This window comes from Mesorhizobium sp. CA13, assembly GCF_020165235.1.
Classification (GTDB): Bacteria; Pseudomonadota; Alphaproteobacteria; order Rhizobiales; family Rhizobiaceae; genus Mesorhizobium.
Map to the genome: position 1 here is coordinate 107,380 of NZ_JAIUHS010000010.1, position 26,286 is coordinate 133,665.

The 26,286-nt window shown below is 62.8% G+C and carries 21 protein-coding genes and 4 pseudogenes; 8 read left to right on the top strand and 17 right to left on the bottom strand.

The window, feature by feature from the left end:
• Positions 1 to 27: 27 nt before the first annotated feature.
• Positions 28 to 1,701 (bottom strand): ABC transporter substrate-binding protein, encoded by a 1,674-nt coding sequence (locus LB566_RS21705; protein ID WP_140551876.1) that lies wholly within the window; start codon positions 1,699 to 1,701, stop codon positions 28 to 30.
• 497 nt (positions 1,702 to 2,198) lie between these two features.
• Here LB566_RS21705 and LB566_RS21710 point away from each other — a divergent pair, with 497 nt between their 5' ends.
• The 3 genes from LB566_RS21710 to hydA all read left to right on the top strand — a co-directional run bounded on the left by LB566_RS21710 (position 2,199) and on the right by hydA (position 7,858).
• Complete coding sequence (locus tag LB566_RS21710) at positions 2,199 to 4,619, top strand: FAD-dependent oxidoreductase (protein ID WP_140551877.1); 2,421 nt, start codon at positions 2,199 to 2,201, stop codon at positions 4,617 to 4,619.
• A 69-nt stretch (positions 4,620 to 4,688) separates the two neighbouring features.
• A complete protein-coding gene (locus tag LB566_RS21715) occupies positions 4,689 to 6,359 on the top strand; it encodes an ABC transporter substrate-binding protein (protein WP_140551878.1) in 1,671 nt (556 codons plus the stop codon).
• A gap of 137 nt (positions 6,360 to 6,496) precedes the next feature.
• Complete coding sequence (hydA, locus tag LB566_RS21720; protein WP_140551879.1) at positions 6,497 to 7,858, top strand: dihydropyrimidinase; 1,362 nt, start codon at positions 6,497 to 6,499, stop codon at positions 7,856 to 7,858.
• Between the two features lie 91 nt (positions 7,859 to 7,949).
• Here hydA and LB566_RS30385 read toward each other — a convergent pair whose 3' ends face one another.
• From LB566_RS30385 to LB566_RS21730, 3 genes are all read right to left on the bottom strand, one after another.
• Positions 7,950 to 8,435: an IS5 family transposase gene (locus LB566_RS30385; protein WP_281408265.1), complete on the bottom strand. Its 486-nt coding sequence runs from the start codon at positions 8,433 to 8,435 to the stop codon at positions 7,950 to 7,952.
• A gap of 12 nt (positions 8,436 to 8,447) precedes the next feature.
• Entirely contained in the window at positions 8,448 to 8,702 is a 255-nt protein-coding gene (locus LB566_RS30390) for a transposase (protein ID WP_263493258.1), read from the bottom strand.
• Positions 8,703 to 8,783: 81 nt separating this feature from the next.
• Positions 8,784 to 9,311 (bottom strand): amino acid synthesis family protein, encoded by a 528-nt coding sequence (locus tag LB566_RS21730; protein ID WP_140551880.1) that lies wholly within the window; start codon positions 9,309 to 9,311, stop codon positions 8,784 to 8,786.
• A 125-nt stretch (positions 9,312 to 9,436) separates the two neighbouring features.
• On the opposite strand from LB566_RS21730, the gene LB566_RS21735 reads away from it, so the two are divergent.
• The 3 genes and pseudogenes from LB566_RS21735 to LB566_RS30585 all read left to right on the top strand — a co-directional run bounded on the left by LB566_RS21735 (position 9,437) and on the right by LB566_RS30585 (position 10,320).
• Positions 9,437 to 9,976, top strand: a complete 540-nt coding sequence (locus LB566_RS21735; protein ID WP_140551881.1) for an isochorismatase family cysteine hydrolase — start codon at positions 9,437 to 9,439, stop codon at positions 9,974 to 9,976.
• Positions 9,977 to 10,024: 48 nt separating this feature from the next.
• A pseudogene (locus LB566_RS30580) lies at positions 10,025 to 10,162 on the top strand (DUF1330 domain-containing protein); the annotation flags it as partial.
• Positions 10,132 to 10,320 carry a DUF1330 domain-containing protein gene (locus LB566_RS30585; protein WP_411910501.1) on the top strand — a complete coding sequence of 63 codons (189 nt, stop codon included), beginning with the start codon at positions 10,132 to 10,134 and terminating at the stop codon, positions 10,318 to 10,320. The pseudogene LB566_RS30580 and the gene LB566_RS30585, both read left to right, overlap by 31 nt.
• Positions 10,321 to 10,438: 118 nt before the next feature.
• On the opposite strand, the gene LB566_RS21745 is transcribed toward LB566_RS30585, so the two are convergent.
• The 11 genes and pseudogenes from LB566_RS21745 to LB566_RS30590 form a co-directional block, all read right to left on the bottom strand.
• Positions 10,439 to 11,428, bottom strand: coding sequence for an acetamidase/formamidase family protein (locus tag LB566_RS21745; RefSeq protein ID WP_140551882.1), 990 nt, complete (start codon positions 11,426 to 11,428; stop codon positions 10,439 to 10,441).
• A gap of 24 nt (positions 11,429 to 11,452) precedes the next feature.
• Complete coding sequence (gene urtE / locus LB566_RS21750; RefSeq protein ID WP_140551883.1) at positions 11,453 to 12,163, bottom strand: urea ABC transporter ATP-binding subunit UrtE; 711 nt, start codon at positions 12,161 to 12,163, stop codon at positions 11,453 to 11,455.
• Complete coding sequence (locus LB566_RS21755) at positions 12,156 to 12,872, bottom strand: ABC transporter ATP-binding protein (RefSeq protein ID WP_140551884.1); 717 nt, start codon at positions 12,870 to 12,872, stop codon at positions 12,156 to 12,158. Before LB566_RS21755 ends, urtE begins: the two co-directional genes overlap by 8 nt.
• 2 nt (positions 12,873 to 12,874) lie before the next feature.
• Complete coding sequence (locus LB566_RS21760) at positions 12,875 to 13,930, bottom strand: branched-chain amino acid ABC transporter permease (RefSeq protein WP_411910498.1); 1,056 nt, start codon at positions 13,928 to 13,930, stop codon at positions 12,875 to 12,877.
• 8 nt (positions 13,931 to 13,938) lie between these two features.
• Positions 13,939 to 14,802 carry an ABC transporter permease subunit gene (locus LB566_RS21765; protein WP_140551984.1) on the bottom strand — a complete coding sequence of 288 codons (864 nt, stop codon included), beginning with the start codon at positions 14,800 to 14,802 and terminating at the stop codon, positions 13,939 to 13,941.
• An 80-nt stretch (positions 14,803 to 14,882) separates the two neighbouring features.
• The gene (locus LB566_RS21770; RefSeq protein ID WP_140551886.1) at positions 14,883 to 16,112 is read right to left on the bottom strand and encodes an urea ABC transporter substrate-binding protein; all 1,230 of its coding nucleotides are present in this window, start codon (positions 16,110 to 16,112) and stop codon (positions 14,883 to 14,885) included.
• A gap of 17 nt (positions 16,113 to 16,129) precedes the next feature.
• A complete protein-coding gene (locus LB566_RS21775) occupies positions 16,130 to 16,774 on the bottom strand; it encodes an ANTAR domain-containing response regulator (RefSeq protein ID WP_140551887.1) in 645 nt (214 codons plus the stop codon).
• On the bottom strand, positions 16,771 to 17,931 hold the full coding sequence (locus tag LB566_RS21780) for a transporter substrate-binding domain-containing protein (protein WP_140551888.1): 1,161 nt from the start codon (positions 17,929 to 17,931) through the stop codon (positions 16,771 to 16,773). The genes LB566_RS21775 and LB566_RS21780 overlap by 4 nt, the downstream gene beginning before the upstream one ends.
• 194 nt (positions 17,932 to 18,125) lie before the next feature.
• Positions 18,126 to 18,805 (bottom strand): annotated as a pseudogene (locus LB566_RS21785) (ABC transporter ATP-binding protein); the annotation flags it as partial.
• A 203-nt stretch (positions 18,806 to 19,008) separates the two neighbouring features.
• Positions 19,009 to 19,692 (bottom strand): hypothetical protein, encoded by a 684-nt coding sequence (locus LB566_RS21795; RefSeq protein WP_181172532.1) that lies wholly within the window; start codon positions 19,690 to 19,692, stop codon positions 19,009 to 19,011.
• A gap of 391 nt (positions 19,693 to 20,083) precedes the next feature.
• A pseudogene (locus tag LB566_RS30590) lies at positions 20,084 to 20,377 on the bottom strand (DUF1403 family protein).
• A gap of 6 nt (positions 20,378 to 20,383) precedes the next feature.
• Here LB566_RS30590 and scpB point away from each other — a divergent pair.
• A pseudogene (gene scpB, locus LB566_RS21805) lies at positions 20,384 to 20,722 on the top strand (SMC-Scp complex subunit ScpB); the annotation flags it as partial.
• A gap of 37 nt (positions 20,723 to 20,759) precedes the next feature.
• Here the strand turns inward: scpB and LB566_RS21810 are convergent.
• Both LB566_RS21810 and LB566_RS21815 read right to left on the bottom strand, forming a co-directional pair.
• Positions 20,760 to 21,284, bottom strand: a complete 525-nt coding sequence (locus LB566_RS21810) for an RES family NAD+ phosphorylase (RefSeq protein ID WP_140551891.1) — start codon at positions 21,282 to 21,284, stop codon at positions 20,760 to 20,762.
• Positions 21,281 to 21,667, bottom strand: coding sequence for a hypothetical protein (locus tag LB566_RS21815; protein ID WP_095204923.1), 387 nt, complete (start codon positions 21,665 to 21,667; stop codon positions 21,281 to 21,283). Before LB566_RS21815 ends, LB566_RS21810 begins: the two co-directional genes overlap by 4 nt.
• A gap of 803 nt (positions 21,668 to 22,470) precedes the next feature.
• On the opposite strand from LB566_RS21815, the gene LB566_RS21820 reads away from it, so the two are divergent.
• Positions 22,471 to 26,199, top strand: a complete 3,729-nt coding sequence (locus LB566_RS21820) for an autotransporter domain-containing protein (protein ID WP_224626893.1) — start codon at positions 22,471 to 22,473, stop codon at positions 26,197 to 26,199.
• Positions 26,200 to 26,286: the final 87 nt, after the last annotated feature.

Below are 26,286 nucleotides of genomic sequence, written 5' to 3' on the forward strand. Positions count from 1 at the left end.
CGCCTCGAAGGCGGCCGGGCAAATTGGTCAGGCGGCGACGACCGCGTAGTCCTTGGCGAAGATATACTGCGAAGGATGGAGTTCGAAACCCTGCACCTTCTTGTCCATCACGGTCGAGAAGATGCGCCAGAACGGCTGCACGATCGGCCCTTCGTCCTGCATGATCAGCTCGATCTTCTCCATCACCTTGGAACGCTCCTTCGGGTCGAGGATGCCTTCGGCCTGGGTGAGCAGCTTGTCGAACTCGGCATTGGAGAAATGCGACTCGTTCCACGCTCCATTGGTGCGGTAGGCTAGGCCGAGCGTCATGATGGCGAGCGGGCGATGCCCCCATGCCGTCAGGCTGAACGGCGCGCTGGTCCACACTTCCCAATACTGGGCGCTCGGCAGCGACTTGATGTTGGCTTTGATGCCGATGTCCTTCAACTGCTCGGCCATCGCCTGTGTCGTGTTCAGTTCCCAGATCGGATCGGGCCTTGTCACGACGTCGATCTCGAAGCCATCGCCCTGGCCGGCGTCGGCCATCAACTTCTTTGCCTTCTCGATGTCGCGCGGCCATTTCGGCAGCGCGGCGTACTCGGGATGCGACGGCGCCACGTGGTGGTCTTCCGCCGACGTGCCGGCGCCGAGCAGGACCGTCTGGATGATCTTGTCGCGATCGATCGCGTAGCGCATGGCCTGGCGCACGCGCTTGTCCTTGAATTGCTCGACGTCGGGATGCATGCGCATCACGATGGTCTGCGTGGTTTCGACCTTATGGATCGCGACGTGGGGGAAAGCCTTCATCGAATTGATCTGGACCGCGTCGGCTTCCGACAGTCCGTCAACCTGCTTGGAGGCCATTGCCGCGATGCCGGCGCCCGGATTGTCGCCGAGGTCGACGAACTCGAACGTGTCGAGATGCGGCGCGCCGCCCCAATAATCAGCTCGCGCCTTGTATTTCGCGCCCTTGCCGACCGTGTATTCGACGATCTCGAACGCTCCGGTGCCATTGGCGCTCGGACCGAAGGCGCCGTTGTCCTTCGGGTCGAGAATGAACATAGGATAGTGGAACAGGTGTTCGGCGACCGCGATCTGCGGCGACAACAGGTTGAGCCGCACCGTGCTGTCGTCGACCTTCTCGATCGCCTTGTCGGACCACAGCCGGCTCGATTTCTTGGGATTGCCCTTGTCGTCCTTTTCGCCGGTGTCGTATTCCTCGACCAGGTAGCCGGTGAACAGGCCGAGCACGGAGGACCCGACAGCCGGATCGCTGACCCGCTTCAGGTTCCAGACCACGTCGTCGGCGTTCAGCGCTCTGCCGTCGCGCCATTTCACGTCCTTGCGGATGTGCAGCGTCCAAGTCTTCAGGTCGTCGCTGACGTCCCACTTTTCGAGCAGATAGGGATGGGTGATGTTGTTGCGGTCGGTGAAGGTCAGATATTCGCAGACCTGGCGAATGATGTTCGACTTCTCGGCGAAGTCGGCCAGATGCGGGTCCTTGATCTCCATGCAGCGCATGCCGATGCGCAGGTTTCCGCCTTTCGGCAAATCCTGCGCGCGGGCCTGCGTCGACGGGTCGACGAGACCGGCCATGGCATAGGCCGCTCCGGCCGAAAGACCGAGCAGCGTCGACTTGCGCAGGAAGTCCCTGCGGCTGATCGCGCCATCGTTGAGCTGATCGACGAGTGTCGGGATATACGCGTGTGGAGCCTTATCCAAGATCTTGACCTCCGAGTTGTCACAATGCGCTGGTTGGATGGGCGTTTCGGCGCTGCCGTTCGGTCGGCAAGGAACCGAACTCGCTGGCGGACGCGCAACTCCAAGGCCCGTGGTGACAATGCGTGGTCGGCGAAAAGGCTTGCCGGAAAACCGGCCTGTCCCCATGCCGCGGATGCATGTCCATAGCGGTGACTCCCATTCGTGGCGCCGTTGATACAGCTGCTCATTTCCCCACTAGAAGCTACACCGGGCACCCCTGTCCACAAACGAAGATTAATGTGGCTATGACCTCGTTTTTTTTGGCCAAAATCATAGCCGAAACCGGGATTGGCGCCCAATGGCAGGCTTTACAGCCATTTGTCGGGCTTTCTACACTGCCGATACTCGAAAAAGTGAGGGCATGCCGGCGAGCGTAAGCCGAGCCCAGCCCTCAGTCACCATCATGCCAATTGCAAATCTGCCTGCCCTCGGACCTAGAGCCAAAAGGAACACGTGAAATGCGGACCCATGCCCAGGCTGTTGTGATCGGCGGCGGTCTGATCGGATGCTCCATCCTTTATCATCTCGCGAAACATGGCTGGACCGATGTCGTGCTATTCGAGCGCGATGAACTGACCTCGGGCTCGACTTGGCACGCGGCGGCCAACATCCACGGCCTGCACGACTCCACCAACATCAGCCGTCTGCAGCATTACACGATGGCGCTCTACAAGGAGCTGGAGAAGGAGACGGGGCAGGGCTGCGGCGTCTTCCAGCCGGGATCGCTCTACCTTGCCCAGACCGAGGCGCGGGAACATCAGCTCAGGCTGCAGGAGGCCAAGGCCCGCCGCTACAAGATGAATTTCTACCAGGTCGACCGGGCCGAGGCTGAGCGCCTGCACCCGCTGGTGGATTTCGATGGCATACGCTGCATCATGTACGAACCCGAGGGCGGCAACGTCGATCCTTCGGGCGTCACGATGGCCTATGCCGCCGGCGCGCGCCAGCGCGGCGCCGAGATCCACCGTTTTACCCCTGTGACAGGAACGGAGCAGCAGCCGGACGGCAGCTGGATCGTGCGCACCACCAAAGGCGACGTGCACGCGCAATGGGTGGTCAACGCCGCCGGCCTGTGGGGACGCGAGGTCGCCGCCATGGCCGGGCTGGAACTTCCGCTGATCCCCACCGAGCACCAGTATTTCGTGACCGAGACCATCCCGGAAATCGCCAATATGGGCAGGCGCCTGCCTTCGGTCGCCGACCGCGACGGCGAATACTACCTCCGCCAGGAGGGCCTTGGCCTGCTGATCGGCGCCTATGAGCGGGCGATGAAATTCTGGGCGGAGGACGGCACGCCGCTGGATTTCGGCCATGAGCTCTTCCCCGACGATCTGGAGCGCATCGAGGAAAACATGATGCGCGCCATCGCACGCGTGCCGGCGGTTGGCGCCGCGGGCATCAAGAAGGTCATCAACGGGCCGATGATCTGGTCGCCGGATAGCGCGGCGCTGTTCGGGCCCGTTCCGGAGTTGAGGAACTATTTCTGCTGCAACGGCCTCATCCCTGGATTCTCGCAATCCGGCGGACTCGGCAAACTCGCCGCAGAGTGGATGATCGAGGGCGAGCCGACGCTCGACATGTTCGGCTGGGATCTCGCCCGGTTCGGCCACTGGGCAAGCAAGGCCTTCGTCAAGGCGCGGGTGCAGGATCAGTACAGCCACCGTTTCAAGATCCATTTCCCGAATGAGGAGCGCGCGGCAGGGCGGCCGGTGCGGACGCGACCGGCCTATGCCATGCAGAAGGATAAGGGCGCGGTCTTCGGCCTGAATTTCGGCTGGGAGCATCCGCTGTGGTTCTCGACCGACGGCGAGCCTCGAGAAGAGACGATAGGGTTCACCAGGCAGAACTGGTGGCATCCCGTCGGCCGCGAGGCGCGCATGCTGCGCGACCACGTCGGCGTTATCGATGTTTCCAACTTCGCCAAATACGAGGTGAAGGGGCCGGGTGCCGAGGCTTGGCTGAACGCACTCTTCGCCAACAAGATCCCTGCCAAGGTCGGCAAATCCTGCCTGACGCCGCTGATCGGCAAGCGCGGCGGCATTGCCGGCGACTTCACGGTGACCAAGCTCGGCGAAGACGAATATCGCATTTTCGGCTCCGGCATGGCCGAACGCTACCATCAGCGCTTCTTCAAGATGGTGCCGTTGCCTCCAGACACCACGTTCCGCTCGCTGACCGAGGCGATGTGCGGCTTTAATGTTGCCGGACCGAAGTCGCGCGCGGTGCTGCAGCGACTTACCAATGACGATCTGACGACCGAATCCTTCCCCTTCATGGCATCGCGCCGCATCACCGTTGCACGCGTCGATGTCATCGCATTGCGCGTGTCCTTCACCGGAGACCTCGGCTGGGAACTCTACTGCGAAGAGAAGGACCAGACTGCTCTTTACAGCGCGTTGCTCGACGCCGCGCGGCAGGAAGGCGGCGGGCCGGTCGGCTCGCGCGCGCTGATGTCACTCAGGGTCGAGAAAGGCTACGGCAGTTGGGGTCGCGAATATTCACCCGAATACTGGCCGCAGGAGGTCAGGCTCGACCGGCTGGTCAAGATGGACAAGGGCGATTTCCTCAATCGGGGCGCCTATGCTGCGCTGGCGTCCAAGCCGGCGCGCGACGAGTTGATCATGATCTCGATCGAGGCGGAGGATGCCGATGCCACGGGCGGCGAGCCGATCTTCCTGCCGGACGGCACGCCGGTCGGCCAGGTCACGTCCGGCGCCTATGGCTACCATGTCGGCATGTCGCTGGCGCTTGGCTACGTGAAGGCGGGCTCCGTCAAGTCCGGCGAAGCGGTCACGGTCGCGATCCTCGGCCACCCGCATAAGGCCGTGTTGCTCGACCGGCCGCCTTTCGACCCCGATGGCAAGAGACTGCGGGCCTGATTATGAAAATCGTGGCGCGCCAAAGGGTTATCGCATGATCTAGACCTGCGGCAACTGGGAGGTAATACCGTGGAAAAAGCATCGCATCCCTATATTCCTACGCTTCTCGACCAGATGAAGGACGGCCGGATCGGCCGCCGCGACTTTCTCAGGAAGGCAACGCTGCTTGGGCTTTCGGCGACGGCCGCCTATGCCATGGCGGGGCTGCCCGAGCCTATGTCCCAGGCTCGCGCCGAGGATATGCCGAAAGGTGGAAATCTGCGGATCGGCATGCGTTGCCAGGAGATCAAGGATCCCCACACCATCGACTTCTACGAGAAGTCCAACGTCATCCGCCAAGTTTGCGAATTTCTGACCTTCACCGATCGCGATAACATCACCCGTCCTTACCTTCTGGAGAAATGGGATGTCAGCGACGACTTGAAAACCTGGACGCTGCATGTTCGCAAGGGCGTGAAATGGCACGACGGCAGGGACTTCACCGCCGACGACGTCGTATGGAACCTCAAGCGTGTCTGCGATCCCAAGGTCGGCTCTTCGATGCTGGGCCTGATGACGGGTTACCTCGTCGAACAGTACGATACCGGCGAGAAGGACCACAAGGCCAACGCAAAGATGTCGAGCCGCCTGTGGTCCGACAATGCCATCGAGAAGGTCGACGATCATACCGTCAGGCTGAATTGCAAGTCGCCCCAGGTGGCGGTGGCGGAACATTTCTTCCACTACGCGATGCCGATCATCGATCCCAACGACAATGGTGCGTTCGGCGTCGGCACGAACGGAACCGGGCCGTTCGAACTCATCGAATACAACATCGGAAAGAACGCCAAGTTCAAGGCCAGGACGGACTATTGGGGCGGAGGCCCGTACCTCGACACGTTCGCCTTCGTCGATCTTGGTGACGGCGCCGGGGCCGGCATCGCCGCCATGGCCTCGAAACAGGTCGATGGCCTGTCGACTGCGGATCGCGTCGAAATCAACTCGATGAAGAGTTTCCCGCATGTTGCCGTCTACAGCGTCCCGTCGGCCCAGACGACGGTCGCGCGCATGCACCCGGAAGGTCCGTTCGCCGACAAGCGCGTGCGCCAGGCGATGAGGCTCGCCGTGGATCGCAACAAGATCATTCAATTGGCCCTGCTCGGCGGTGGAGCGGAAGGGGAGGATCACCACGTCGCCCCGTCGCATCCGGAATATGCTCCTTTGCCCAAGATCGATCGAGACGTCGAGAAAGCGAAGAAGCTTCTGGCCGACGCCGGATTCCCGGATGGGTTCGAGCACGACATGATCACGCGCTCCGAACCGGCCTATGAGGTCGCCATGGCTCAGACGCTGGTCGAGCAGTTCAAGGACATCGGGGTGAAGATCAACATCAAGACCCTGCCGAATGCCCAATATTGGGACATATGGACCAAGGTTCCGTTCTCCATCACGGGATGGAGCCATCGGCCGCTCGGCATCATGACGCTGGGGTTGGCCTACCGCTCGAACGTGGCATGGAACGAGTCGCATTTCTCCAACGCCGAATTCGACAAACTGCTGACCCAGGCCGAGGGCATCCTCGATCCGAAGGAGCGCTCCAAGGTGATGGAGAAGATCGAGCTGATCCTGCAGGACGAAAGCCCGATCATCCAGCCTTACTGGCGCGACCAGCAGACCGTGATGGACAAGAAGGTGAAGGGCTTCGAGAAGCACCCGTCGGAGTTCATCTTCGCCAAGGATTACGCAGTCGTGAAGGCCTAGACAGCGCCGGCTCGCCGTCGACTGGAAGACGGTTCACGCCCTCCCGAAATCTGGGAGGGCAGGGACCTTGCCCCTATCGGCGTCGCATCACGCGGTGCGCCCCTCTGAATTCTCACCAAGCTGAAGGTGGAAACTCCATGAGCTACGATCTGGTTGTCAAAAACGGCACGGTGATCACCGCCAATGATACGTTTCTTGCCGATGTGGCCATAAACGGCGAACAGATCGCTGCCATTGGGCAGGGGTTGGTCGGGCAGAGGGAAATCGACGCGCGGGGTCGTTATGTGCTTCCCGGAGCCATCGATGCGCATGTGCATCTGACCGACCCGCGCTACGCCCCGCTCTATACGCCGGGTGCGGATTCGTTCGGGGTCGGCAGCAGGGCCGCTGCGATCGGCGGCGTGACGACATTCGTCGATTTCGCGTCGCCCTATTCCGGCGTCAATCTCGTCAAGGAATTGGATGTCCGGCAAAAGGAGGCCGAAGGCGAGGCGGTGATCGACTATGCGTTCAACCTCACGATACGCGACACCGACCCGTCGCGAATTGGAGAATTGCACGACATCTTCGATCGCGGGGTCACCTCCATCAAGATGTTCATGGCCTATGACGGCTACCGGCTGAACGACGCCACCATCTTCAGCGCGATGGAAGTCATCGCCGAACGCGACGGCCTCGCGGTGGTCCACGCCGAAAACGACGACATCATCAGGATGCTGAAGGCCCGTCTGGCGAAGGAAGGCAAGACCGGCACGGAGTGGTATCTGTCGGCACTTCCTTCCGCGACCGAAGGCGAGGCCGTCCATCGCGTGATAGCCTTCGCGGCGCACACCGGCGCCCGCCTGATCCTCTATCACCAGACCTGCGAGGAAGGCGTGCGCGAGATCAGGCACGCCAAAGCACGTGGTCAGAGCGTGTATGGCGAGGTCTGCGTGGCCTATCTGGTTTACACCAGCGACGACTATGAGCGAACCCTGGCCAACGGTTTCTCCATCCAGACCAGCCCGCCGATACGGGAGAAGCGCCATCAAGATGCGCTTTGGCAGGCTCTCGCGGATGGCACTCTCGACATCGTGTCCACCGACCATGGTCCGCGCAAGCGGCCCCCGGGCCAACCCGCCCATGGGATATCGGGTATCGAGGCCCGTCTGGCGCTGATTCATCATTTCGGCGTGAACGCAGGCAGGCTCAGCCGCAACAGGTGGGTCGAGGTGTGCTGCACCAACCCTGCGAAAATCTTCGGCCTCCCCAAAAAGGGTCAGCTCCTGCCCGGCTACGACGCGGATGTGGTGGTGTTCGATCCGAACAAGGAATTCACGTTCTCGGCCGAGACGCTCCATTCCGACATCGATTACAGCTCCTACGACGGCATATCGGTGCGTGGATATCCGCAAATGACGATCAGCCGCGGCGAGGTCCTCGCAGATGGCGGGTCGTTCCTGGGCAAGCCCGGGCGTGGCCGGTTCATCGAACGGGGAACAGGGAAGCGCTCCTCATAGAGGTTGCGCAAATACGCCAGGCTGTCTTCGCCGCGCCAAACGCGCGGCACGCCGCAGCGCGGCGCTTGCCAGAACTAGGCTGTATCGACATTCAGTGCATCCATAGCATGGCTGCGGCGAGGTGGATGAAAGCAAGGAAGTGCAGGACGCGACGATCGAAGCGCGTTGCGAAGCGTCTGAAGTGCTTGAGCTTGTTGAAGCAGCGTTCGATGCGGTTGCGGGTTTTGTAGAGGACGGCGTCGTGCGGGATCTGCACTTTGCGGGATCGCTTGGAGGGAATGATGGCGCGCATGCCGGCGTCGGCGATGATCTGGCGCAAGCCGTTGCTGTCGTAGGCTTTGTCGGCGACTACGGCAGTCCCCTGGATGCCTTCCAGAAGCATCGGGGCAGTGACGATGTCGTGCACCTGCCCGCCGGTGAGCATGAAGCGCAGCGGCCGGCCGAATGCATCGGCAAGCATGTGGATCTTGGTGGTCAGTCCTCCCTGGGAACGCCCCAGAGCCTGGTTCTCGTCCCCCCTTTTCCGCTCGCTGCCTGCTGGTGGGCACGAACCAGGGTGGTGTCGAGCATGAGATATTCGTTGTTGGGATCATCGACGAGGGCTTTGAAGACGCGCTCCCACACACCTTTCTTGGCCCAGCGAGAAGCGGGTGTGGACGCTCTTCCATTTGCCGTATCGCGCCGGCAGGTCGTGCCAGTGGGCGCCGGAGCGCAGCACCCACAGAACGCCGTCGACGAATAGGCGATTGTCGGCGGCGGTGCGGCCCGGATCGCCTGCTTTACCCGGCAACAGCGAGGCAATGTGCTCCCACTGCGCGTTCGTCAGTTCGTATCGCTTGGCCATTCATCGCGCTCCGAATCACAGACTTCGGAACGCCATGAATCAGCACAATGCCGCGTTGAGAATCCTGAATGTAGATTGGACCTAGTCGCTAAGCCTGGGTCTGGGGCGGCCGCCATCCGACAAGGCGACGACAACCACGATCTCGTCCGCCCGTGGCGCGCTGCGCACCGCCACCGTCATTGTGTCGATGTGGTCGAATGACCAGGCTTCGTCCTTGTGGCCGAGCGGCACGTCGATCGAACTTCCCGCCGTGGCGACCTTCTGTGTCGACGAGATCAGCGCCTTGCCGCCGCCAATGAACGCCCGGATAGGCTTGCCCATGCGCGGATGGAGGATCGCTGCGGCATGTTCGATGTCTCCGCCAGGACCGACAATAGCGGCCTTGCCATAGGAGACGACGGGTTTCGAAAGAAGCATCGCCGCCTCGCGCACGAGCAGGTCTCCGAGTTCGGCGCCATAGGAGACAAGCTCCAAAAGGTCTTCGGCAGCCTTGCCTGCCAGCGGGTTCTGGACAACGGCGCAGGCGGCGGCGCGCGTGACCGCGGAGATGCTCAGCATCATCGCCGGCGGAAGCCACTTGTCCTCGCTGGACAGCCCGAAACCGTTCAACGAGCTGCTGCTGAAGTTCCGGGGCGAAGCTTACCGCTGACCCGGGCCAGAAACTTCGGCTGCCTGACATCAGCCGCACCGAAAACAAGAGCCTTTCGCGCGCCGCCACGACCGGAGACATCGACATGCACAAGCGCCAGGAATCTCCATCGATAAGCAATCGGATATTGTCCCGCCGCGGCAAGTTCCGGGTTTTCGACAAGATCGATCCCCAACGAACCGCGCTGGTCTTCATCGACATGCAGAACGGATACATGGAGCCGGGCATGCCGGCCGAAATTCCCGTGGCCCGTGAAATCGCGCCGAACATCAATGCCTTGTCTCAGGCCTTCCGGGCCGCCGGCGCACCAGTCATCTTCACCTTGAATACGATCGATGCGCAGGCGCATGCCGAGTGGTCCAACTCGTCCGAGCTGCCGGATTTCCTGGCCGGGCGGGGGATCGACACCGTGGTGATCGTCGGCACCGCCACCAACATCTGTTGCGAGTGCAGCGCGCGCGACGCCATGATGCAGAACTACAAGGTGATCGTCGTTTCGGACGCCACCGCGACCTACACCGACGAGGAACACAACAGTTCGCTGGATTCCATGCGGCATCTCTTCGCCGACGTGGTGACGACCGACGAAATTCTGGCCGAGATCGGGACACGTGCCGAAAGCTGATCCCGAGTTGTCTACGCTGGGAAACGGTCGTCGCCGGAAGAGAGTCAGATGAAACAGAAAGCCTACTGGACTGCATCCGTGCATGTCGAGGACGCGGAAAAATACAAGCAGTATCTCGACTACGTCCTCGAGCCGTTCGGCAAGTATGGCGGCAGATATCTTGTAAGGGCAGGGCGTTCGAAGGTTGTGGAAGGCCAGGGCGGGACCGTAAGTTTCCGGACTACGACACCGCGCTCGCCTGCTACGAATCCCTGGAATACCGGAAGGCGATTGCCCTTCGGAAAGACGCGTCGATCAACGATATAATTGTTGTCGAGGGCGTGCTCTCGGATCCTTTGCAATGATGGTCGCAGACTGAACGCCGATAGCACTCTGTTGCCTTCGGCGCGCAGGACATGACCGACATTGGCGATGAACCGGCCGCGCCAGTTCAGCACCGAAGATCCGGCTTCGAAAAGATCGTCACGCCAGGTAGTGCTTCAGGATGGAGGCACCCAGCGTGTATTTCGGGTCCACCATGTTGCCCAGCCTGACCCGGCCTACCTGTGTCAGAAGCATATAGGCGTCGAGCTCGGTGAAGCCGTATTCGGCGGCCATCCAGCGGACCAGTTCGCGATAGGCGATGCGGACGGCGTCCTCCATCGGACGCCCGGAACCGATCGTCATGATCGACTTCTCGTTCTCGAGCCGGGCCCATTTGAAGTTCCAGCCCTTGATGAGGTCGATCTGCACGGTCGTCACGGTCGGGTGCTCGATGGCGACGCCGCAAAGCTCGCCGTCACCCTGGTTGGCGTGGCAGTCGCCGAGATAGAGCAGGCCGCCGGCCGCATTGACCGGCAGGTAGATGACGGCGCCGGGTGCGACATCCGGCAGATCCATGTTCCCGCCGTAATAGTCCGGCTGCAGAGAGGAGATCGCCTCGATCTCCGGGGAGGTGCCGATCGTGCCGATGAAGGGCTCGTAGGGGATCGTGATCTTGTCGTTCCAGACCACGCCCTTCTTGGCATCGACATGCAGCTTCTTGACCCGCTCGGGAAGGGGTGCGTTGAGCACGGCCGTATCGCCGGTGCCCACCAGCCCCCCGAATTCGGTAATCAGGCAGGTGGTGCCGCATGGCTGTTCCCCGCGGGGGCGGACCTCCTTAATGTAAACGGCCAGGCAGTCACCCTTTTCCGCGCCGTTGACGAAGATCGGTCCGTTCTGTGGATTGAGATAGGGGAAATTCAGAAGCTTGCTGGGTACGTCCGTTTCCTTCCTGATGACGCCCTCGAACGCGTCATGGGTCTCCACCGACACCTCGGCGCCGGGATCGACCCGCAGCACCGGCTCCACATACGGTCCGTAGACATAGTGGTACTTGCCCTGGTCGGCCTCCGTCATGTTGTGGACGGTCTTGACCTTTCCCTTGGCGACGCCCCGTCTAGCCATGATCGAGTTTTCAAGCCAGGACATTTGTCTCTCTCCTTATGATCCGGCCTAGACGGCCAGGTATTTCCTGATGGTGTCGCGGTCTTCGAGTTCGTGCGGCGTCACATGCGCGACGATCCTGCCCTTGTCGATCACGTAGCAGCGCTGGGCCAAGGCCTTGATCATGTCGAGGTTCTGCTCGACGAACATGATCGTCATGCCGCTGTCCCTGTTTAGTTGCTTGATGATGCGGCCCATGTCCTGCACGATCGACGGCTGGATGCCTTCGGACGGCTCGTCGAGCAGGAGAAGTCGCGGCGATCCGACGAGGACGCGTCCGATGGCGAGCTGCTGCTGCTGGCCGCCGGACATGGTGCCGGCTTGCTGTTTCGATCTTTCCTTCAGTATGGGGAAGAGCTGGTAGATGTGCTCGTAGATGTCGGGCGCGACGCGCCCCTTCATGGATTCCCCGACCTGGAGGTTTTCCCGAACCGACATGCGGGGGAAAACGTCTCGCCCTTGCGGGACGTAGCCTATCCCGAGCCGCGCCCTGCGGAATGGCGTCAGTCCCGTCAGCTCGGTCGAATCCAGCCGGATTGTCCCCGCCATGCTGTCGACCAGCCCGATCAGGGTCTTCATCAGGGTCGATTTGCCGACGCCGTTGCGGCCTATGACGGCCACGATCTCGCCCTTGGCGACCTCGAGGTCGATGCCCTGCAGGACCGGCTTGCCGCCATAGCCGGCGCGAAGGCCTTTGATCCGGAGCAGGGCCTCAGTCATGGTTCTGTCCCAGATAGATGGCCGCGACCCGATCGTCGGCGACGATCTCGTCGATCGTGCCTTCGGCGAACAGCCGCCCGAAATGAAGGACGGAGACCCGCTGGGCGACTTGGCGAACGAACGCCATGTCGTGCTCGACGGCAAGCACCGTCATGCCCTCGGCGTTGAGCTGCTTGACGATCTCGCCGGTCATGAAGGTTTCCTCGGGGGACATCCCCGCGGTTGGCTCGTCCAGAAGCAGCAGCTTGGGTTTGAGGCTGATGGCCATGCCGATCTCCAGCCACTGCTTGAAGCCATGGCTGAGGTTGCCCGCCAGCTGAAGCGCCACCGGCCGCAATTGCAGGAAATCGAGCAGCCGCTCAACTTCCTCGTCGAGCGTCGCTGGCCCGACACGGTGCTGCAGGGCGATTTCGAGGTTCTGGCGGGCGCTCAGCGCGCCGAAAATGCCCGGCACCTGGAATTTCACGCTCATGCCCCGGTTGATGCGCTGGAACGGCTTGAGGTGCGTGATGTCCTCGCCGTCGAACAGGATCGTCCCGCTCGAAGGCTGGTGCTCTCCCAGAAGGAGTTTGAAGAAGGTGCTCTTGCCGGCGCCGTTCGGCCCGATCAGGCAGTGGATCTTGCCGGCCTCCAGCGAGAAGCTGACGTCGGCGGTGACATGAAGGCCGCCGAAGCGTTTGTTGAGTTTTTCCGTCCTGAGCAGCGCCATCGTCACTTGCTCCCGCCCTTGCGCGAAAACAAGGAGGCCAGGAGCAGCCCTGCATTCGCGACAAGGCCCTTGGGGGCCAGCAGGACCGTGCAGACCAGCAACAGGCCCATCACCACCAGCGCGTACTGGCTGCCGTAGATCGTCAACGCCTGGAAGGCGGATAGGACGACGAGCGTGCCGATGAGCGTCGCCGTGAGGTCCGACCGGCCGCCAACCGCCACCCAGATGATCGGCAGCGCCGCCGAGGTGATGCCCATGGAGGAGGGCGTGATGTATTGGCCCCAACTGGTATAGAGCACGCCGCTCAGCCCGGCGAGGGCAGCGCCGAGGATGAAGGCCGCAAGCTGGTATCTGCGCACGTCGTAGCCCAGCATTTCGGCGCGTCCGGGATTTTCCCGGATGGCGACCAGCACGTTGCCGAACTTGGAATTGACCAGCACGCGCAGGCCGAGATAGACGGCGACGACCAGGCCTAGAACCACGTAGTAGAGGCCGATGTCGGGAAAGAGCACCAGTTCGCCGCCGAACCAGGGCAGGGTGAGCGGCGGCATGCCGCTCATGCCGTTGAAGCCGTTGAGCCGCGCCGATCCGACTTTCCATTCCGGACCGGCGGTCTGCGCCATGAAGCGCTCGAGCGCGAGCGTGACCGACAAGGTCACGATGCCGAGGAAGATGCCGCTGATGCGACCAAAGAACAGGAAGTAGCCCAGGATTGCCGCGAACAGCGCCGCGATCGCGACGGCGAGCAGGACAGAAACAAGGCCGAAACCGTAGGCGGTGCCGAAGTTGACCGTTAGGATGCCGTAGCTGTAGCCGGCGATGCCGAAGAACGCGGTCTGGCCGAAGGACAGCGAGCCGCCATATCCCCAGATGACGCTGAGGCCGAGCGCCATGAACGTCCAGTTCAGGAAGTAGATGTTGTTGCCGACATCGTAGCCGTCGGCGGACAGCGGATAGACGAGGGCGGCGACGAGAACCAGCCCGAACAGGCTCCAGAACACAGGCCCGCGGCCCATGGTCTGCGGCCCCTCGAAGCGTTTGAAAATCCGTGACAGCATCATCTTGCCTACGCTCGGTCCTTGAGGATCAAGCCGGTGATGCCCTTGGGCAGCAGGCGGATGACCAGGATGACCGCCAGCAGAAGGCCGATCTGCCCGGCCAATTGGCCTTGCCAGGACGTCAATGAGGCCTTCACGACCGCGAGTAGCGCCGCGGCCGGAGCGGTTCCGATGAAGATGTCGGCTCCGCCCACCACGACCGTCACGAAGGCCTCCATGATGAACGTCGTCCCCATCGTCGGCACCATCGTCATGGTGGGGGCGTAGATGCCTCCGGTCAGGCCGGCTAACGCCGCGCCGATGCCGAAGGTCAGGGCGTAGACGCGGTTCGTGTCGACGCCGAGCGCGCTGGCCATGTGCGGCGCCTGGATGGTCGCCCGCGCAAGCACGCCGAAGCGGGTCTTGTTGAATATGAAATAGAGCAGCAGCAAAACCGCCAGGGCGGTCGCGATAAGAACCAGCCGGTAGTAGGAGAAGGACAGGTTCCCCACCGTGAAGCTGCCGAGCGGCGTGCCGACGCCGCGCATGGTCGGACCGAACAGGATGAGCGTACCCTGCGAAGCGATCAGGCTCACGCCCCATGTGGCGAGGATGGAATCGAGCGGTCTGGCGTAAAGCCTGCGCACGATGAGCCGTTCTATGACGATGCCGACCAGACCCGCGAACAGGCTGCCGCAGATGATCGCAAGGGGCAGCGGTATGCCCCAGCGAACCGCGAAGACGGTCACATAGGCGCCGCACATGATGAATTCGCCATGGGCGAGATTGATGACGCCCATCATGCCGAAGATGACAGCGAGCCCGCAGGCCGACAAGACGAGGAAAGCGAAGGCGTCACCGAACTGGTAGGCCGACGATACGAGTGCTGTCATGAACTGCATGGGCGGCTCCGGTCGAACAGGCGGGCATGCCGCCGGGCGGGCACGACGATGCGCCCGCCCGGCAAGTCGGTCTACTGCTTGGGCGGAGGATTGGACGGCGTGTACTGTTCCATCGGGTCCGACTTCGTCAGGTCGCAGCCGGCTTGGCCCAGCCAGTATGGCTTGATGTCTTCCCAGACTTTCGGGAAGTCGATCGAGTGGTCCTTGTTGACATGGGCGAGAAAGATGGTGTGCGACATGTGCTGGCTCTTCGGATCGAGGCAGACCTTGCCGGACGGGCCGTCGAAACAGACGTCGCCCTGGGCGATCACCTTGCGCAGATCGTCACGCTTGGTCGAACCGTTCGCGCGCTCCACCATCTCCTTGTAGAGATTCATGGCGATGTAGGAGTTCGCGGCTTCCTGGTTCACGTATGGCTCGTTGGGGAACTTCGCATGGAACTTCTCCAGGAAAGCCTTGCTGGCCGGCGTGTCGACTTCCTCGATGTAGTTCGTCGTCACATACATGTTGGCGAGGCTCGGCGGGGTGAAGCGCTTGTGCTCGTAACCCTGGCCGACGTTGACCGATGACGCCATGGGCAGACCGAGATTGGCCGATGACGCCTGTTCGTAGTAGGACGCCTGCGCGGCTCCGACCAGCAGCGTCACGACGAAGGAAGGCTTCGCGTTCTGGATGTTCTGGATGGTCTGCGAGAACTGCGAGACGCCGAGCGGGATGAACTCCTCGCCGACCATCTCGCCACCATTCTCCTTGACGATGTTGCGGACCCATTCGGCAGAGATCTGGCCGAAATTGTAGTCGGCCGCGATCGTGTAGACGCGCTTGCCGTACTTCTCCATCATCCAGGGGATGAGAGTCGAGAACTGCTGTTCCGGCACGGCGCCGGTCACGATCATGTGCGAGTCGCACACGCCGCCTTCGTACTGGTTGTTGTAGAAGGCCAACCCGTCAAGCTGGTCGACGATCGGGCGGTAGGCTTCGCGCGAAGCCGAGGAGAAGCCCGCGAAGACGACATCGACCTTGTCGCGCTGCAGTACGCGGCGCATGAATTCCTGGTATCTGTTGTTGTCCGACTGGGTGTCGTAGATGACCAGCTCGATCTGGCGCCCGGCAATGCCACCCGCCTTGTTGATCTCGTCGGTCGCGAGCTGGATGGCGTGGACCTTGCCGATGGTCGCCGCGGCGAAGTCGCCCGACTGATCCTCGAGAACGCCGATCTTGATCGGGTCCGCGGCGTAGGCCGCTCCCGAGAGGGCAAAGGCGCATGCCAGCGTCCCGGCCCGTAACCACTTTGCAGTCATATCGATTTCTCCTCCGGTTACAGTTTTTTTGCGTAGGGTAAGCCTGTCCCGATGGGCGGCTCGGCTTCATCCAAGTCGGGACCATGTGCCTGGACGAACGATGCACAGAACTCCTCGATGCTTTGCCGCGAGCGCATGCTTTCACGACGTAGATGATCGTAGGCGGCAGCGTGGTCGCTGCCGGTGCGTTGCATGACGATCAACACCGCCCTGACCAGGCTCCTGCGCAGGAGCCGGCGCCGCTCGTATTCCTCGACACGATCGGCGAGATAGCGCCGGCGGCGGAACTCATTGATGCCGACGAACAGCGCCGAATAGACGGTCGCCCGATGGACCGGCTTGCGCAGGGTGGCCGTCGCGCCAAGTTGCATAAGCGAGCGCAGCCGGCTTGGCGCCTCGACGCCGATGATGCCGATGACGGGCAGGCAGCGGCTGGGCTCCGATGCTCCCGTCTCGACGGTGACGTTGAGATCGGAATCGATGAACAGCACGTCCTTGTCGCTGGGATCGATCTGGATCTTGCAGTCATTGATCTCGGCGGCGGCGGAAGAGATGCCAAGCTTCGCCAGCATATCCAGGAGCTGTTCAATGGCCGCGGGCTGCTCCGTGGCGATCGTGGCGCGATAGCCGATGAAATTCTGGATGACCCGCGGCTCGCTCATTTGATTGACCTCAGCTTCGGAACGCTGTTGCGGACCGCGTAGCGTGGGGTGGTCTGAACGAGATACGGATCGGGCTGGACGGGACGGTTTGCCTGCCAAAGGATTTCGAACTGGCCCGAGGCTTTGGATCGGCCGATGCGTGGTGTCAGAAAGGCGTGATTGGTGGGGCCGTCCACGCTGACCGTTCCCTGAGGAGCGTCTATCGAAAGAGTGGGAAGCGTGAGCCGCACGGCTTGGACGTCGTCCGACCCGGCCGCGGCGATAGCGGCTGCGAGCATCTTCACCGCGACATAGGAAGCCTCGGCATCCGCCGATGGCGCGGCATCCTGCCAGCGTCGACGATAGGCGCCGATGAAAAGGCGGTTGGCGGGCGTGTCTATGGAAGAAAAGTACACGCTCGAGCTGATGTGCCCATCCATCGCGCGGTCGCCGATCTCGCCAAGTTCGGGTTCGGAAAGGCTGCAGCCGACGGCAGGCATTTCGGCGGGCTGGTCGATGCCGCGCTCAATGCACGCGGCGCGGAAATCCTGGAAGAAGCGGTAGGCGCTGGTGCCGATCAGCGTGTTGAAGATGAAATCCGGCCTGGCGTCGAGGATCGAGGCGATGGTCTTGGAGAAATCTGTGTCGCCCACCGCGTGGTAGCGTTCGGCGAGGACGGTTCCACCGGCTACCGACAGCCCCTCGCGCAGGATGCGGTTGTTCTCCCAGGCCCAGATATAGTTGGAGCCGATGCAGTATGCCCGCCGGCCCATATGTGTAAGCAGGAACTCGATCAGCGGAATGATGTGCTGGTTGGGCGCCGCACCCGTGTAGACGACGTTGGACGAACTCTCGAACCCCTCGTAATGCGAGGGATACCAGAGCAGCGCGTCATATTTCTCGAAGAGGGGGATAACGTCCTTGCGGCTGGACGAGGTGTAGCAGCCGACGACATGGCGCACGCCGTTCCGGCCGAGAAGCTCTTGGCTCGAAACGGCGTACTGGCCGAAGGAACCTGCCGGATCGGCCACGATCGGCACCAGGTCGAAAGGAAAGTCGGGAGACGCCCTTATCTCATCGAAGGCGAGCATCGCGCCGTTGAACATGGAACGCGAAACCACGCCGTAAGGCCCGCTTTGCGAGAACAGGACGCCAATATGGTACTGCGTTCTTGCCATGACCCCCTCGACGCAAAAAGACGCCCAACAGTCGGCACTGTGGGCGTTCTTGCCATCAATATGTCACGCAATTTTCGCGCTGCATGGGCTCATTTGCCCTGCGCATTGTCATACTTCAATGAAACATTAGCCGTGTCAAGCATCGATGCGGCGGCCTCTGCAAACGCATCGCGGTCCGGCGATCGGGAGAATGCTCAGCCGCCGCCGATCAGCACCGCGTAGGCAGGTTCGACGACTACGGAAACCGCGCTGCCGTCGGCGATCGGCCTCGTCGTATCGGGCGATGACACAAACAGTTCCATGGCGGGATCAACGAGGCCGACGCGGTATTCCATATGGTTTCCGAGATAGGACGATTTCAGCACGGTGCCGGCAAGGCTGTCCGCCGCGGCGGCGAACTTTCAGCCGCGCCGGTCCCGCCTGGACCTCGACATGCTCGCCGTCCGTCGGCCACGGTCACCGGTATGAGGTTGGCATCGCCCATGAAGTCGGCGATGAAGCGGTTGTCCGGCTGGTTGTAGAGTTGGCGCGGCGTGCCGTCCTGCGCGATCTTGCCTGCATTCATGACGATGATGCGGTCGGAGACGGCCAGCGCGTCCTCCTGGTCGTGGGTGACGTAGGCCACGGTCAGCTTCAGCTCCTGCTGGAAATCGCGGATCTCTTCGCGCACGCGCCGGCGCAGCTTGGCGTCGAGGTTCGACAACGGCTCGTCGAACAGCAGGACTTGAGGTTCCAGAACGATGGTGCGGGCGACGGCGACGCGCTGCTGCTGGCCGCCTCCTGTCGGCGCCACGATCGTAGATGGCCCTCCTACGCCGCCGGCCTGCGTGCCTCGGAGACCGTCGGGCTGAAGGCCGGCGACATCGACAGCGGTCGCGGAGTGGTACGTGTCGAGCACGGCAAGGGCGGCAAGGACCGCATAAACGCGGCTATGCCGAGCCCGACAGTTTAATTTATCGGAAATCCCGCGGCTTCGGCATAGTCTTCGGCTTGGGATAAGACGCTTACGGGCACATCGATGAGATTAAGGTGAAGACGCGAGATTTCCGGCTCTCGACCTCATTGCGGCCTTTCTGCCTAATTTGCCGCAACCTGAAGCCCCCCATTCGAACGGTATTTTGCTTTCAGCTCGATGGGGCCGCCAGGGCTGCCACCGCCGGAGCCACCGTTGCCGCCATTGCCGCCCTTGCCTCCTGCTACGGTCCCGCTGCTGGTCAGCGACAGGCCGCTCCCGGTGACCACCGCTCCGTAGCCACCTGCACCGCCGCCACCGCCACCGCCAACGGGGCCGGACCCACCGGGGCCGGGCGGTCCATCTCCGCCGTTTCCGCCGTTTCCGCCAGTGCTGGAAAGCGCGCGGGAGGTCGAAACGACCACGCCATGGGCACCACCACCGCCGCCGCCGCCAGCGGTGCCTGGGTCGATGGCATTGCTGCCATCAACGCCATTGGCGCCCGCCGTGGTGCCACCGCCACCGCCGGCGACAACCGACCCAAAGAAGTATCCACCCCCACCGCTTCCTCCCATCATGCCGGCGCCGCCGCCGCCGCCGCCGGACGCTATGCCCACGTCGTTTATGCCGATGCTACCGTCGCCGCCGGCACCGGTCGCGCTATCCGCGCCACCGGACACGCCCGTTACCCCGCTGCCTCCGGTGCCGCCTCCCCTGCCGCCATCCGCGAACGCGGGCGCTATCAGCGCCAACGACAGAGCCAGCCCGACTGGCGTGGCTGGTGCCGCCGAGCGCGGATCGTGGGGCAAGAAGGCTCGCCTGCGAGCACAGTTTTCCGAGTTGGGCCGAAATGGATGATACTCGTCCTTGGGCCGGAGACCCACAATCAGCTGAATTCTGCAAACGCCCCATGAATTGCCCCCTCGCGGCCAATTCATATGGCCCGGATCGTCCGAAGCTGATTTGCCTGCTAGAAATCCCTAACGTGTCAACTGAGCACGTAAGATTTAAAAATATCAAATAAAAATCGCATCGCTCGACGCTAATCGTCCAAATCCACTCACGCCAGCGCAGTTCCGGCGGCAGGTGCTCAAGCTCGGTGTCGACCAGCATTCGCTGGCCATCACCCTTGCCTCGCGGGCGTTCGGATCGGGCCGCCTCGCTCATCGTTAGAGCCCAAGCAGCCGGAAGGTGGTGCGGCTAGAGAGCGCGCACGACATCGAGTTGCTGCAGCCGTTCGAACAGGCGCCGCGTCGCAAAGCGCGACAGGTTCTTTGTCACGAGCGATCCGGCGACGGCATCTTCATTCAGGAGCAAAAAATCACGTCACCGGCACCCTTGGCGCGCAGTTCGGCGTCACCGCCAAGAGTTTTTCGGCGCGCGCGACAGCTCGGTAGCCAGCCGGCATGCATCGGCCGCCGCTTCAACCAGCGCCAGGCAGACCGCGCGCTCAAAACCTTTTTCACCGGGCCGGATGCGCTTGCGCCGGCCCACTCGTGCTTCCAGCCGATCACCCGTGGCGAGCTATCGTCCTTCTTCGGCAAGGAGGTGTCGCGCGACCTGATCGGCGTGCTGCGGGGGCAGGGGCTGATTGCCTCGGGGCCGCGCTCGCCGCAGTCTGGCGCGCCGTACACCTATGTGACGACCAAAAACTTCCTGTCACAGTTCGGGCTCGACACGCTGCGCCAGCTGCCGGATTTCGAGGCGCTCGAGGACGCAGGGCTGCTGTCGAAGGAGAAGCTGCTGGCCGGGGATATACCGAACGGTCTTGGCCGGGGGGAGGGCGACGGCGAAGAGGGCGAGCCAACGACAGGCGTCGTTGAGGATGAGGCGCTCTGAACCAATCGGAAATCGGTTGCTTACGACAGCTAACAACTCAGGGCCACGATGACTGATCGTGCGGCAGCCGGTGATCGGGATCATGGACCGCGACCTTGTCGCCTTCGACAAGGTTGGCTGAAAAGATCACCAGATTGGTGCCACCGGCGTGGCGCAGCGACGGAAACAGGATACCCCGAAGCCCCGTCGTAATGACTACGTCCGCAAGCTTCCACGATGAAGGTATATTCCTGTCGATGCGAGCGATCTGGCGCCAGGCACAATCCCATTCCTTCCAGGCATTATCCCAGGCATTTGGGTCGAACCCCTGCGAAAGATCGGCGATCTCGGAAAGCGTGAGCTTGTAGGCGGCAAGGGTGGCGGGCGGGGTGATGCTAGCGCCCTGCTTGTATTCCTCCAACGCCGTCTGAGGCGCGCGGGACAGGTAAAGCGCTTCGACGCCGGGTCGATTGAAGCGCCCGCCGTCGATCGCTGCTCCTGCGCCACTCGTGGGCAGGAATGCCCATTTGGGTGTCAGATAGCGATGGAAGATCTCGTCTGGACCGACGCGGGTGATCCTCACCCACGCGCTCCATTCTCGAGATCCCGGATAAAGGCCAGAACCGCCTCGACCTGGCCGTCCGCGACGAGTTCGGCAGCCGTGCGATGGCCATAGTCGGCAATCGGTTCATTGCGGTACCAAAAGATCGCCTTCTTGACGTCGCCGGTGAGTTCCGTCGCGGCCGAAATCACCTTCACCATCTCGCGCATCCGACCCTGCAGTCGCTCCGATGACGGGTTACGGAGCGTGTTGCGGTGGACGCCGGTCAACTGCGCCAGGTTGGCCACCTTCACGCCCAGCGCCTGCGACAGGCGCTTCGGCGAGATATAAGGCGTGCGCGGCTCCTGCAGGCTGTCGACAAAACCTGAAACCACTTTCGATTGTGCGAGCTGTGCGTGGGTCATGACAAATCTCCGACCTCTCTTATACGCACATTATATGCACATTTCTAGGCATAGCAAGTGAACAGAGCGTCTGGCGCCATTCCAGCGCACTGCTTGTCCTTCCCCATCCTCGTAGCGGATGCGGCAGCAATGCGCCCTCAAATCGGTCATTCGGGTGACCCCTGCCGTTCTCCAGAAGCGGACATCACTGGTGTCAACGCCACGGGCGAGATTGCGCCAACCGCCCACATTTGCGCGGGACGCAGCGAGCGTCGCGATCCGCGGGGAAACTGTGCATCGGGTGTCTGTAATCTGTCGCGAAGAACAGCGGTAATAAATGTTCATCGGCCACCATTTCGTTCGCATCCCGCCCTGGCTCCTATCCCGTAGATTCGGGCCTGCAACGATACCCGCGCAGATTGTTGTATTATGGTAACAGGCGCCGAAAAAGCGGCATCATTGTCACGTCATAGACAGCTCATTCGCCACCTCTGCGGGACGACAGCCTTGGGTTGAGTTAACGTGCGCGAACGCGGGTGACGGGCTGGCGCGGGTGGCGACTTTTGGTCGCCTCCGCGCCTCCGCGCCTCCGCCGGGTCTTGGGGACGACAGGCTTTGGGGCCGCCTCATCGGGCTCGGGAATGCCGAAGCCGGCCATCATGGAGGGGCTCATGCCTCGGAACCTGTCCTGGCGCACCGCGCTTGTAAGCTCCACTGCGCTTGTTTGCTTGACCGCAACGCTGGTCGGCCCGCTGGCGTTTTCGGCTCCAGCGCTGGCACAAAGCGGCGGCACGGGTGGTGGCAACTTTAACAACGGGGACAGCGTGGGTGGACCTGGCGGTGCGAGCAATGCCACGACTGCCGGCGTGAATGGCGGGAACGGCCAAACGAACACGGGCGCCGGCGGTGGCGGTGGTGGTGGCACGACCGGCGGCACCGGTGGCACCAGCCAAAATGGCGCTTCTGGCGGCACCGGCGGCGTCTTGGGGATCAACAACGGCAACGGCGTGAGCGGCGCGAATGCCGACGCCTTTCTAACCGTTAACGGCGGCGGTGGTGGCGGTGGCGCGCACGGCCACATGGTGACGACGAATTCCAGCGTGTCCAGCCCAATCGCTGGTGGCAATGGCGGAAATGGCGGCAACGGGCTTGGTAGCGCAGGCGGAGGCGGCGGCGCCGGCGGCTATGGCGTGGTGGTCGAAAATGGCGCGTCTGTCAGCGTTGACGCCTCAATCACCGCTGGCCACGGTGGCAACGGGGGAATTTCTCAAAATCCGTTTGGCGCCAACGGCGGCGATGGAGGTATCGGACTTGCCACGGCGGGCGCCTCGACAATTACCAACGGCTCCACAATTTCCGGCGGCAACGGCGGCAACGGCGGAAACAACGTCGGCTGCTGCTCGACGCAAACGATCCCGGTGCTCGGCGGTCATGGCGGCAATGGAGGCGCCGGCGTTTCGCTTGTCTCCGGAGCCACATTCACCAACCTCGGGACGATCACCGGCGGCAATGGGGGCAGCGGTGGCAACGACAATGCGGTTCCCACCACGGGTGGCAATGGCGGCAATGGCGGGATAGGCGTCACCGGAAGTGGCGCAACAGTTAGCAACAGCGGAACAATCACGGGAGGTACTGGCGGCGTTGCCGGGACCGGAGGCACCAATGACGGTACGGCTGGGTCCGCCGGCTTCGGGGTGAGCGGCAGCGATCTCACGATTGTCAACAGGGGCTCGATCTCGGGCGCATCCGGGACCAACGCGATTGTCTTTACTGGCGGTGCCAACACACTGACCCTTGAAGCCGGCTCGATGATCACGGGCAACGTCGTCGCCTTCAGCAGCGCCGACACCTTGGCATTGGGCGGCAGCGCGAATGCCAGCTTCGACGTCTCACAGATCGGCGTGGGCGCTCAGTACCAGGGCTTCGGCGTGTTCTCGAAGACAGGCACCAGCATTTGGACGCTGACGGGAGTAACAGGCACGGTGACACCCTGGACCATCAACCGGGGCACGCTGTCGATCTCCTCCGATACCAATCTCGGCGCCCCATCGGGCGGGCTTACCTTCGACGGGGGTACGCTGCGGAACACGGCGGCCCTCACGACAGCGCGAAACATCACGCTGAACGCAGGCGGCGGCACCTTTTTGACTGGGGCCGACCTCACGGCCGCCGGCGTCATCGCAGGCGGCGGCTCCCTCATAAAGACCGGCGCCGGCACGCTGACGCTGTCCGGTGCCAACAGCTACACGGGTGGCACGTCCATCCTGAACGGCACACTGCAGGTTTCAGCCGACGCAAATCTCGGCGCCGCCTCGGGCGGGCTGGCCTTCGACGGTGGCACACTGCAGAATACGGCGGCGTTTGCAACGGGACGCAGCGTCACGCTTGAGGCTGGCGGCGGCATCTTCCAGACCGATTCGAATCTCGCCGTGACCGGTGCGATCTCCGGCTCCGGCAGCCTGACCAAGGATGGCGCGGGCACGCTGACGCTCACCGGCGCCAACAGCTACCAAGGGAACACGCTTATCGAGGCCGGTACACTTGTCGGCAATGCCGCATCGTTCCGCGGCAATATCGGCAATGACGGCGCGGTGGTGTTCGACCAGAATGGCAACGCGACTTTCGCCGGCGATATCGGCGGCTCGGGGAATATGGTGAAGGACGGCACTGGCACACTGGTTCTCGCCGGCCTGAGTACGCTCGACTGGTCCGTCGATGCCGGCGACCTCGTCAGCGCGGGCGAGCGTTTCGGCGGCGATGTCGCGATCGGCTCCGGCGCGTCGTTCACGTTTGAGCAAGGTGCGAATGCAACCTACGCCGGCAGCATCTCGGGCGCCGGCGACTTGCTGAAGACGGGTGCGGACCTTCTGGAAGTCACCGGCAATTCCGCTGCCTTCGCCGGCGCCACGACCGTCGATGCTGGTACGCTTACGGTCAACGGAACGCTCGGTGGCACGATCGATGTTCTGGCGAACGGCCGTTTGCAAGGTAACGGCACGGTTGGAACCACAACGGTGGCGGGCACCATCGCACCAGGCAGCTCCATTGGGACGCTTACGGTCGACGGCGACTACACCCAGCTTGCCGGGTCCACCTATGAAGCCGAAATCGACCCGGACGGCAGTTCCGACCTGATCGATGTGACCGGTGCTGCCGGGATCGAGGGCGGCACCGTCTTTGCCCTGAAGGCGCCAGGCGGCTACGACCCCGGCACCCGCTACACCATCCTGACCGCCGCTGGCGGCGTTACCGGCACCTATGGCACACTTGACCAGAACGCGCCTTTCGTCGACCTTTCGCTCGCCTACGATCCAACCGCCATCTATCTCGACGTTGCCCGCAACGACGCGTCGTTCTGCGATGTCGCAATCTCTGCGAACCAGTGTGCGGTCGGCAATGGCGCCGAGAGCCAGGGGCCTGGCAATCCGATCTATGACGCGATCGTCGGCTCGCCCGACGAGGAAACGGCCCGGGATGCCCTCGACCGGCTTTCTGGTGAGATACACGCTTCGATAAAGGGCGCCATGCTGGACGACAGCCGCTTCGTGCGTGAGGCGGCAACGAACAGGGTGCGGGCTGCCTTCGGGGATGGCGCAGGATCCTCCATGCCGGTGCTGGCGTATGGGCCGGATGGCTCCGCCCTGACGCCTGAGGAACAGGCGCTGGTGCGAGAAGGCAAGAGCGCGCGCTATAGTGCTCCAGGGGCAGCGCCCGCTGCGGCCGATACGGAGCGCTTTGCGGTGTGGGGGCAGGCCTTCGGTTCATGGGGGACATGGGACAGCGATGGCAACGCCGCTTCGCTTGACCGTTCGACCGGCGGCTTCCTTGTCGGCGCAGACGGAATGATCGCCGAAAACTGGCGGCTGGGCCTGCTTGCCGGTTACAGTCGCAGCTCGTTCGATGTCAATGATCGCGCGTCCTCCGGCGACAGCGACAATTACCATCTCGGTGTTTATGGTGGCGGCCAGTGGGGCGCGCTTGGCCTGCGGGCCGGTGCGGCCTACACATGGCACGCCATCGAGACGGCGCGCTCCGTCAATTTTCCCGGCTTCACCGACCGTCTCGCCGCCGACTACGACGCCGGCACGGCTCAGGTCTTCGGCGAGCTCGGCTATCGGATCGACCGCAGCTCCTTCGCCTTGGAGCCTTTTGGCAATCTCGCCTACGTCAACGTGCATAGCTACGGCTTTACCGAGGATGGCGGGGCGGCCGCGCTCACAAGTGCCAGCGGTAGCACCGACGCCACCTTCACCACGCTCGGCCTGCGTGCTTCGACCGAGTTCGGGCTTGGTGGGATGAAGGCCACGGCGCGCGGCATGCTCGGCTGGCGGCATGCCTTCGGCGACGTCACGCCGCTCGCCGATTTTGCCTTCACCGGCGGTGAGGCCTTCACCGTCGCCGGGACGCCGATCGCTGAGGACGCGCTCGCGCTCGAAGCCGGGCTTGATCTCGCCCTCTCGGAAAAGACCTCGCTCGGCGTCTCCTATTCCGGCCAGATCGGCCACGGCACCAGCGACCACGGGTTCAGGGCGGATCTTTCCGTGAAATTTTGATCGGCGGCGGAATCTGTGAAGGCTCCTATTGCCAGCGAAATTGCCATTCGCCGCGAACGCTTGGTCGTCAGGATCGGGTCAATTCGC

What these genes read in the sequence shown, in the direction of transcription:
- LB566_RS21760 (WP_411910498.1), bottom strand. Translation starts at nt 13,930, where the DNA reads ATGCTGTCACGGATTTTCAAACGCTTCGAGGGGCCGCAGACCATGGGC.
- LB566_RS21735 (WP_140551881.1), top strand. Translation starts at nt 9,437, where the DNA reads ATGCACAAGCGCCAGGAATCTCCATCGATAAGCAATCGGATATTGTCC.
- LB566_RS21745 (WP_140551882.1), bottom strand. Translation starts at nt 11,428, where the DNA reads ATGTCCTGGCTTGAAAACTCGATCATGGCTAGACGGGGCGTCGCCAAG.
- LB566_RS21710 (WP_140551877.1), top strand. Translation starts at nt 2,199, where the DNA reads ATGCGGACCCATGCCCAGGCTGTTGTGATCGGCGGCGGTCTGATCGGA.
- LB566_RS21815 (WP_095204923.1), bottom strand. Translation starts at nt 21,667, where the DNA reads ATGACCCACGCACAGCTCGCACAATCGAAAGTGGTTTCAGGTTTTGTC.
- LB566_RS21780 (WP_140551888.1), bottom strand. Translation starts at nt 17,931, where the DNA reads ATGGCAAGAACGCAGTACCATATTGGCGTCCTGTTCTCGCAAAGCGGG.
- LB566_RS21755 (WP_140551884.1), bottom strand. Translation starts at nt 12,872, where the DNA reads ATGGCGCTGCTCAGGACGGAAAAACTCAACAAACGCTTCGGCGGCCTT.
- hydA (WP_140551879.1), top strand. Translation starts at nt 6,497, where the DNA reads ATGAGCTACGATCTGGTTGTCAAAAACGGCACGGTGATCACCGCCAAT.
- LB566_RS21770 (WP_140551886.1), bottom strand. Translation starts at nt 16,112, where the DNA reads ATGACTGCAAAGTGGTTACGGGCCGGGACGCTGGCATGCGCCTTTGCC.
- LB566_RS21765 (WP_140551984.1), bottom strand. Translation starts at nt 14,802, where the DNA reads ATGACAGCACTCGTATCGTCGGCCTACCAGTTCGGTGACGCCTTCGCT.
- LB566_RS30390 (WP_263493258.1), bottom strand. Translation starts at nt 8,702, where the DNA reads ATGGCCAAGCGATACGAACTGACGAACGCGCAGTGGGAGCACATTGCC.
- LB566_RS21775 (WP_140551887.1), bottom strand. Translation starts at nt 16,774, where the DNA reads ATGAGCGAGCCGCGGGTCATCCAGAATTTCATCGGCTATCGCGCCACG.
- urtE (WP_140551883.1), bottom strand. Translation starts at nt 12,163, where the DNA reads ATGACTGAGGCCCTGCTCCGGATCAAAGGCCTTCGCGCCGGCTATGGC.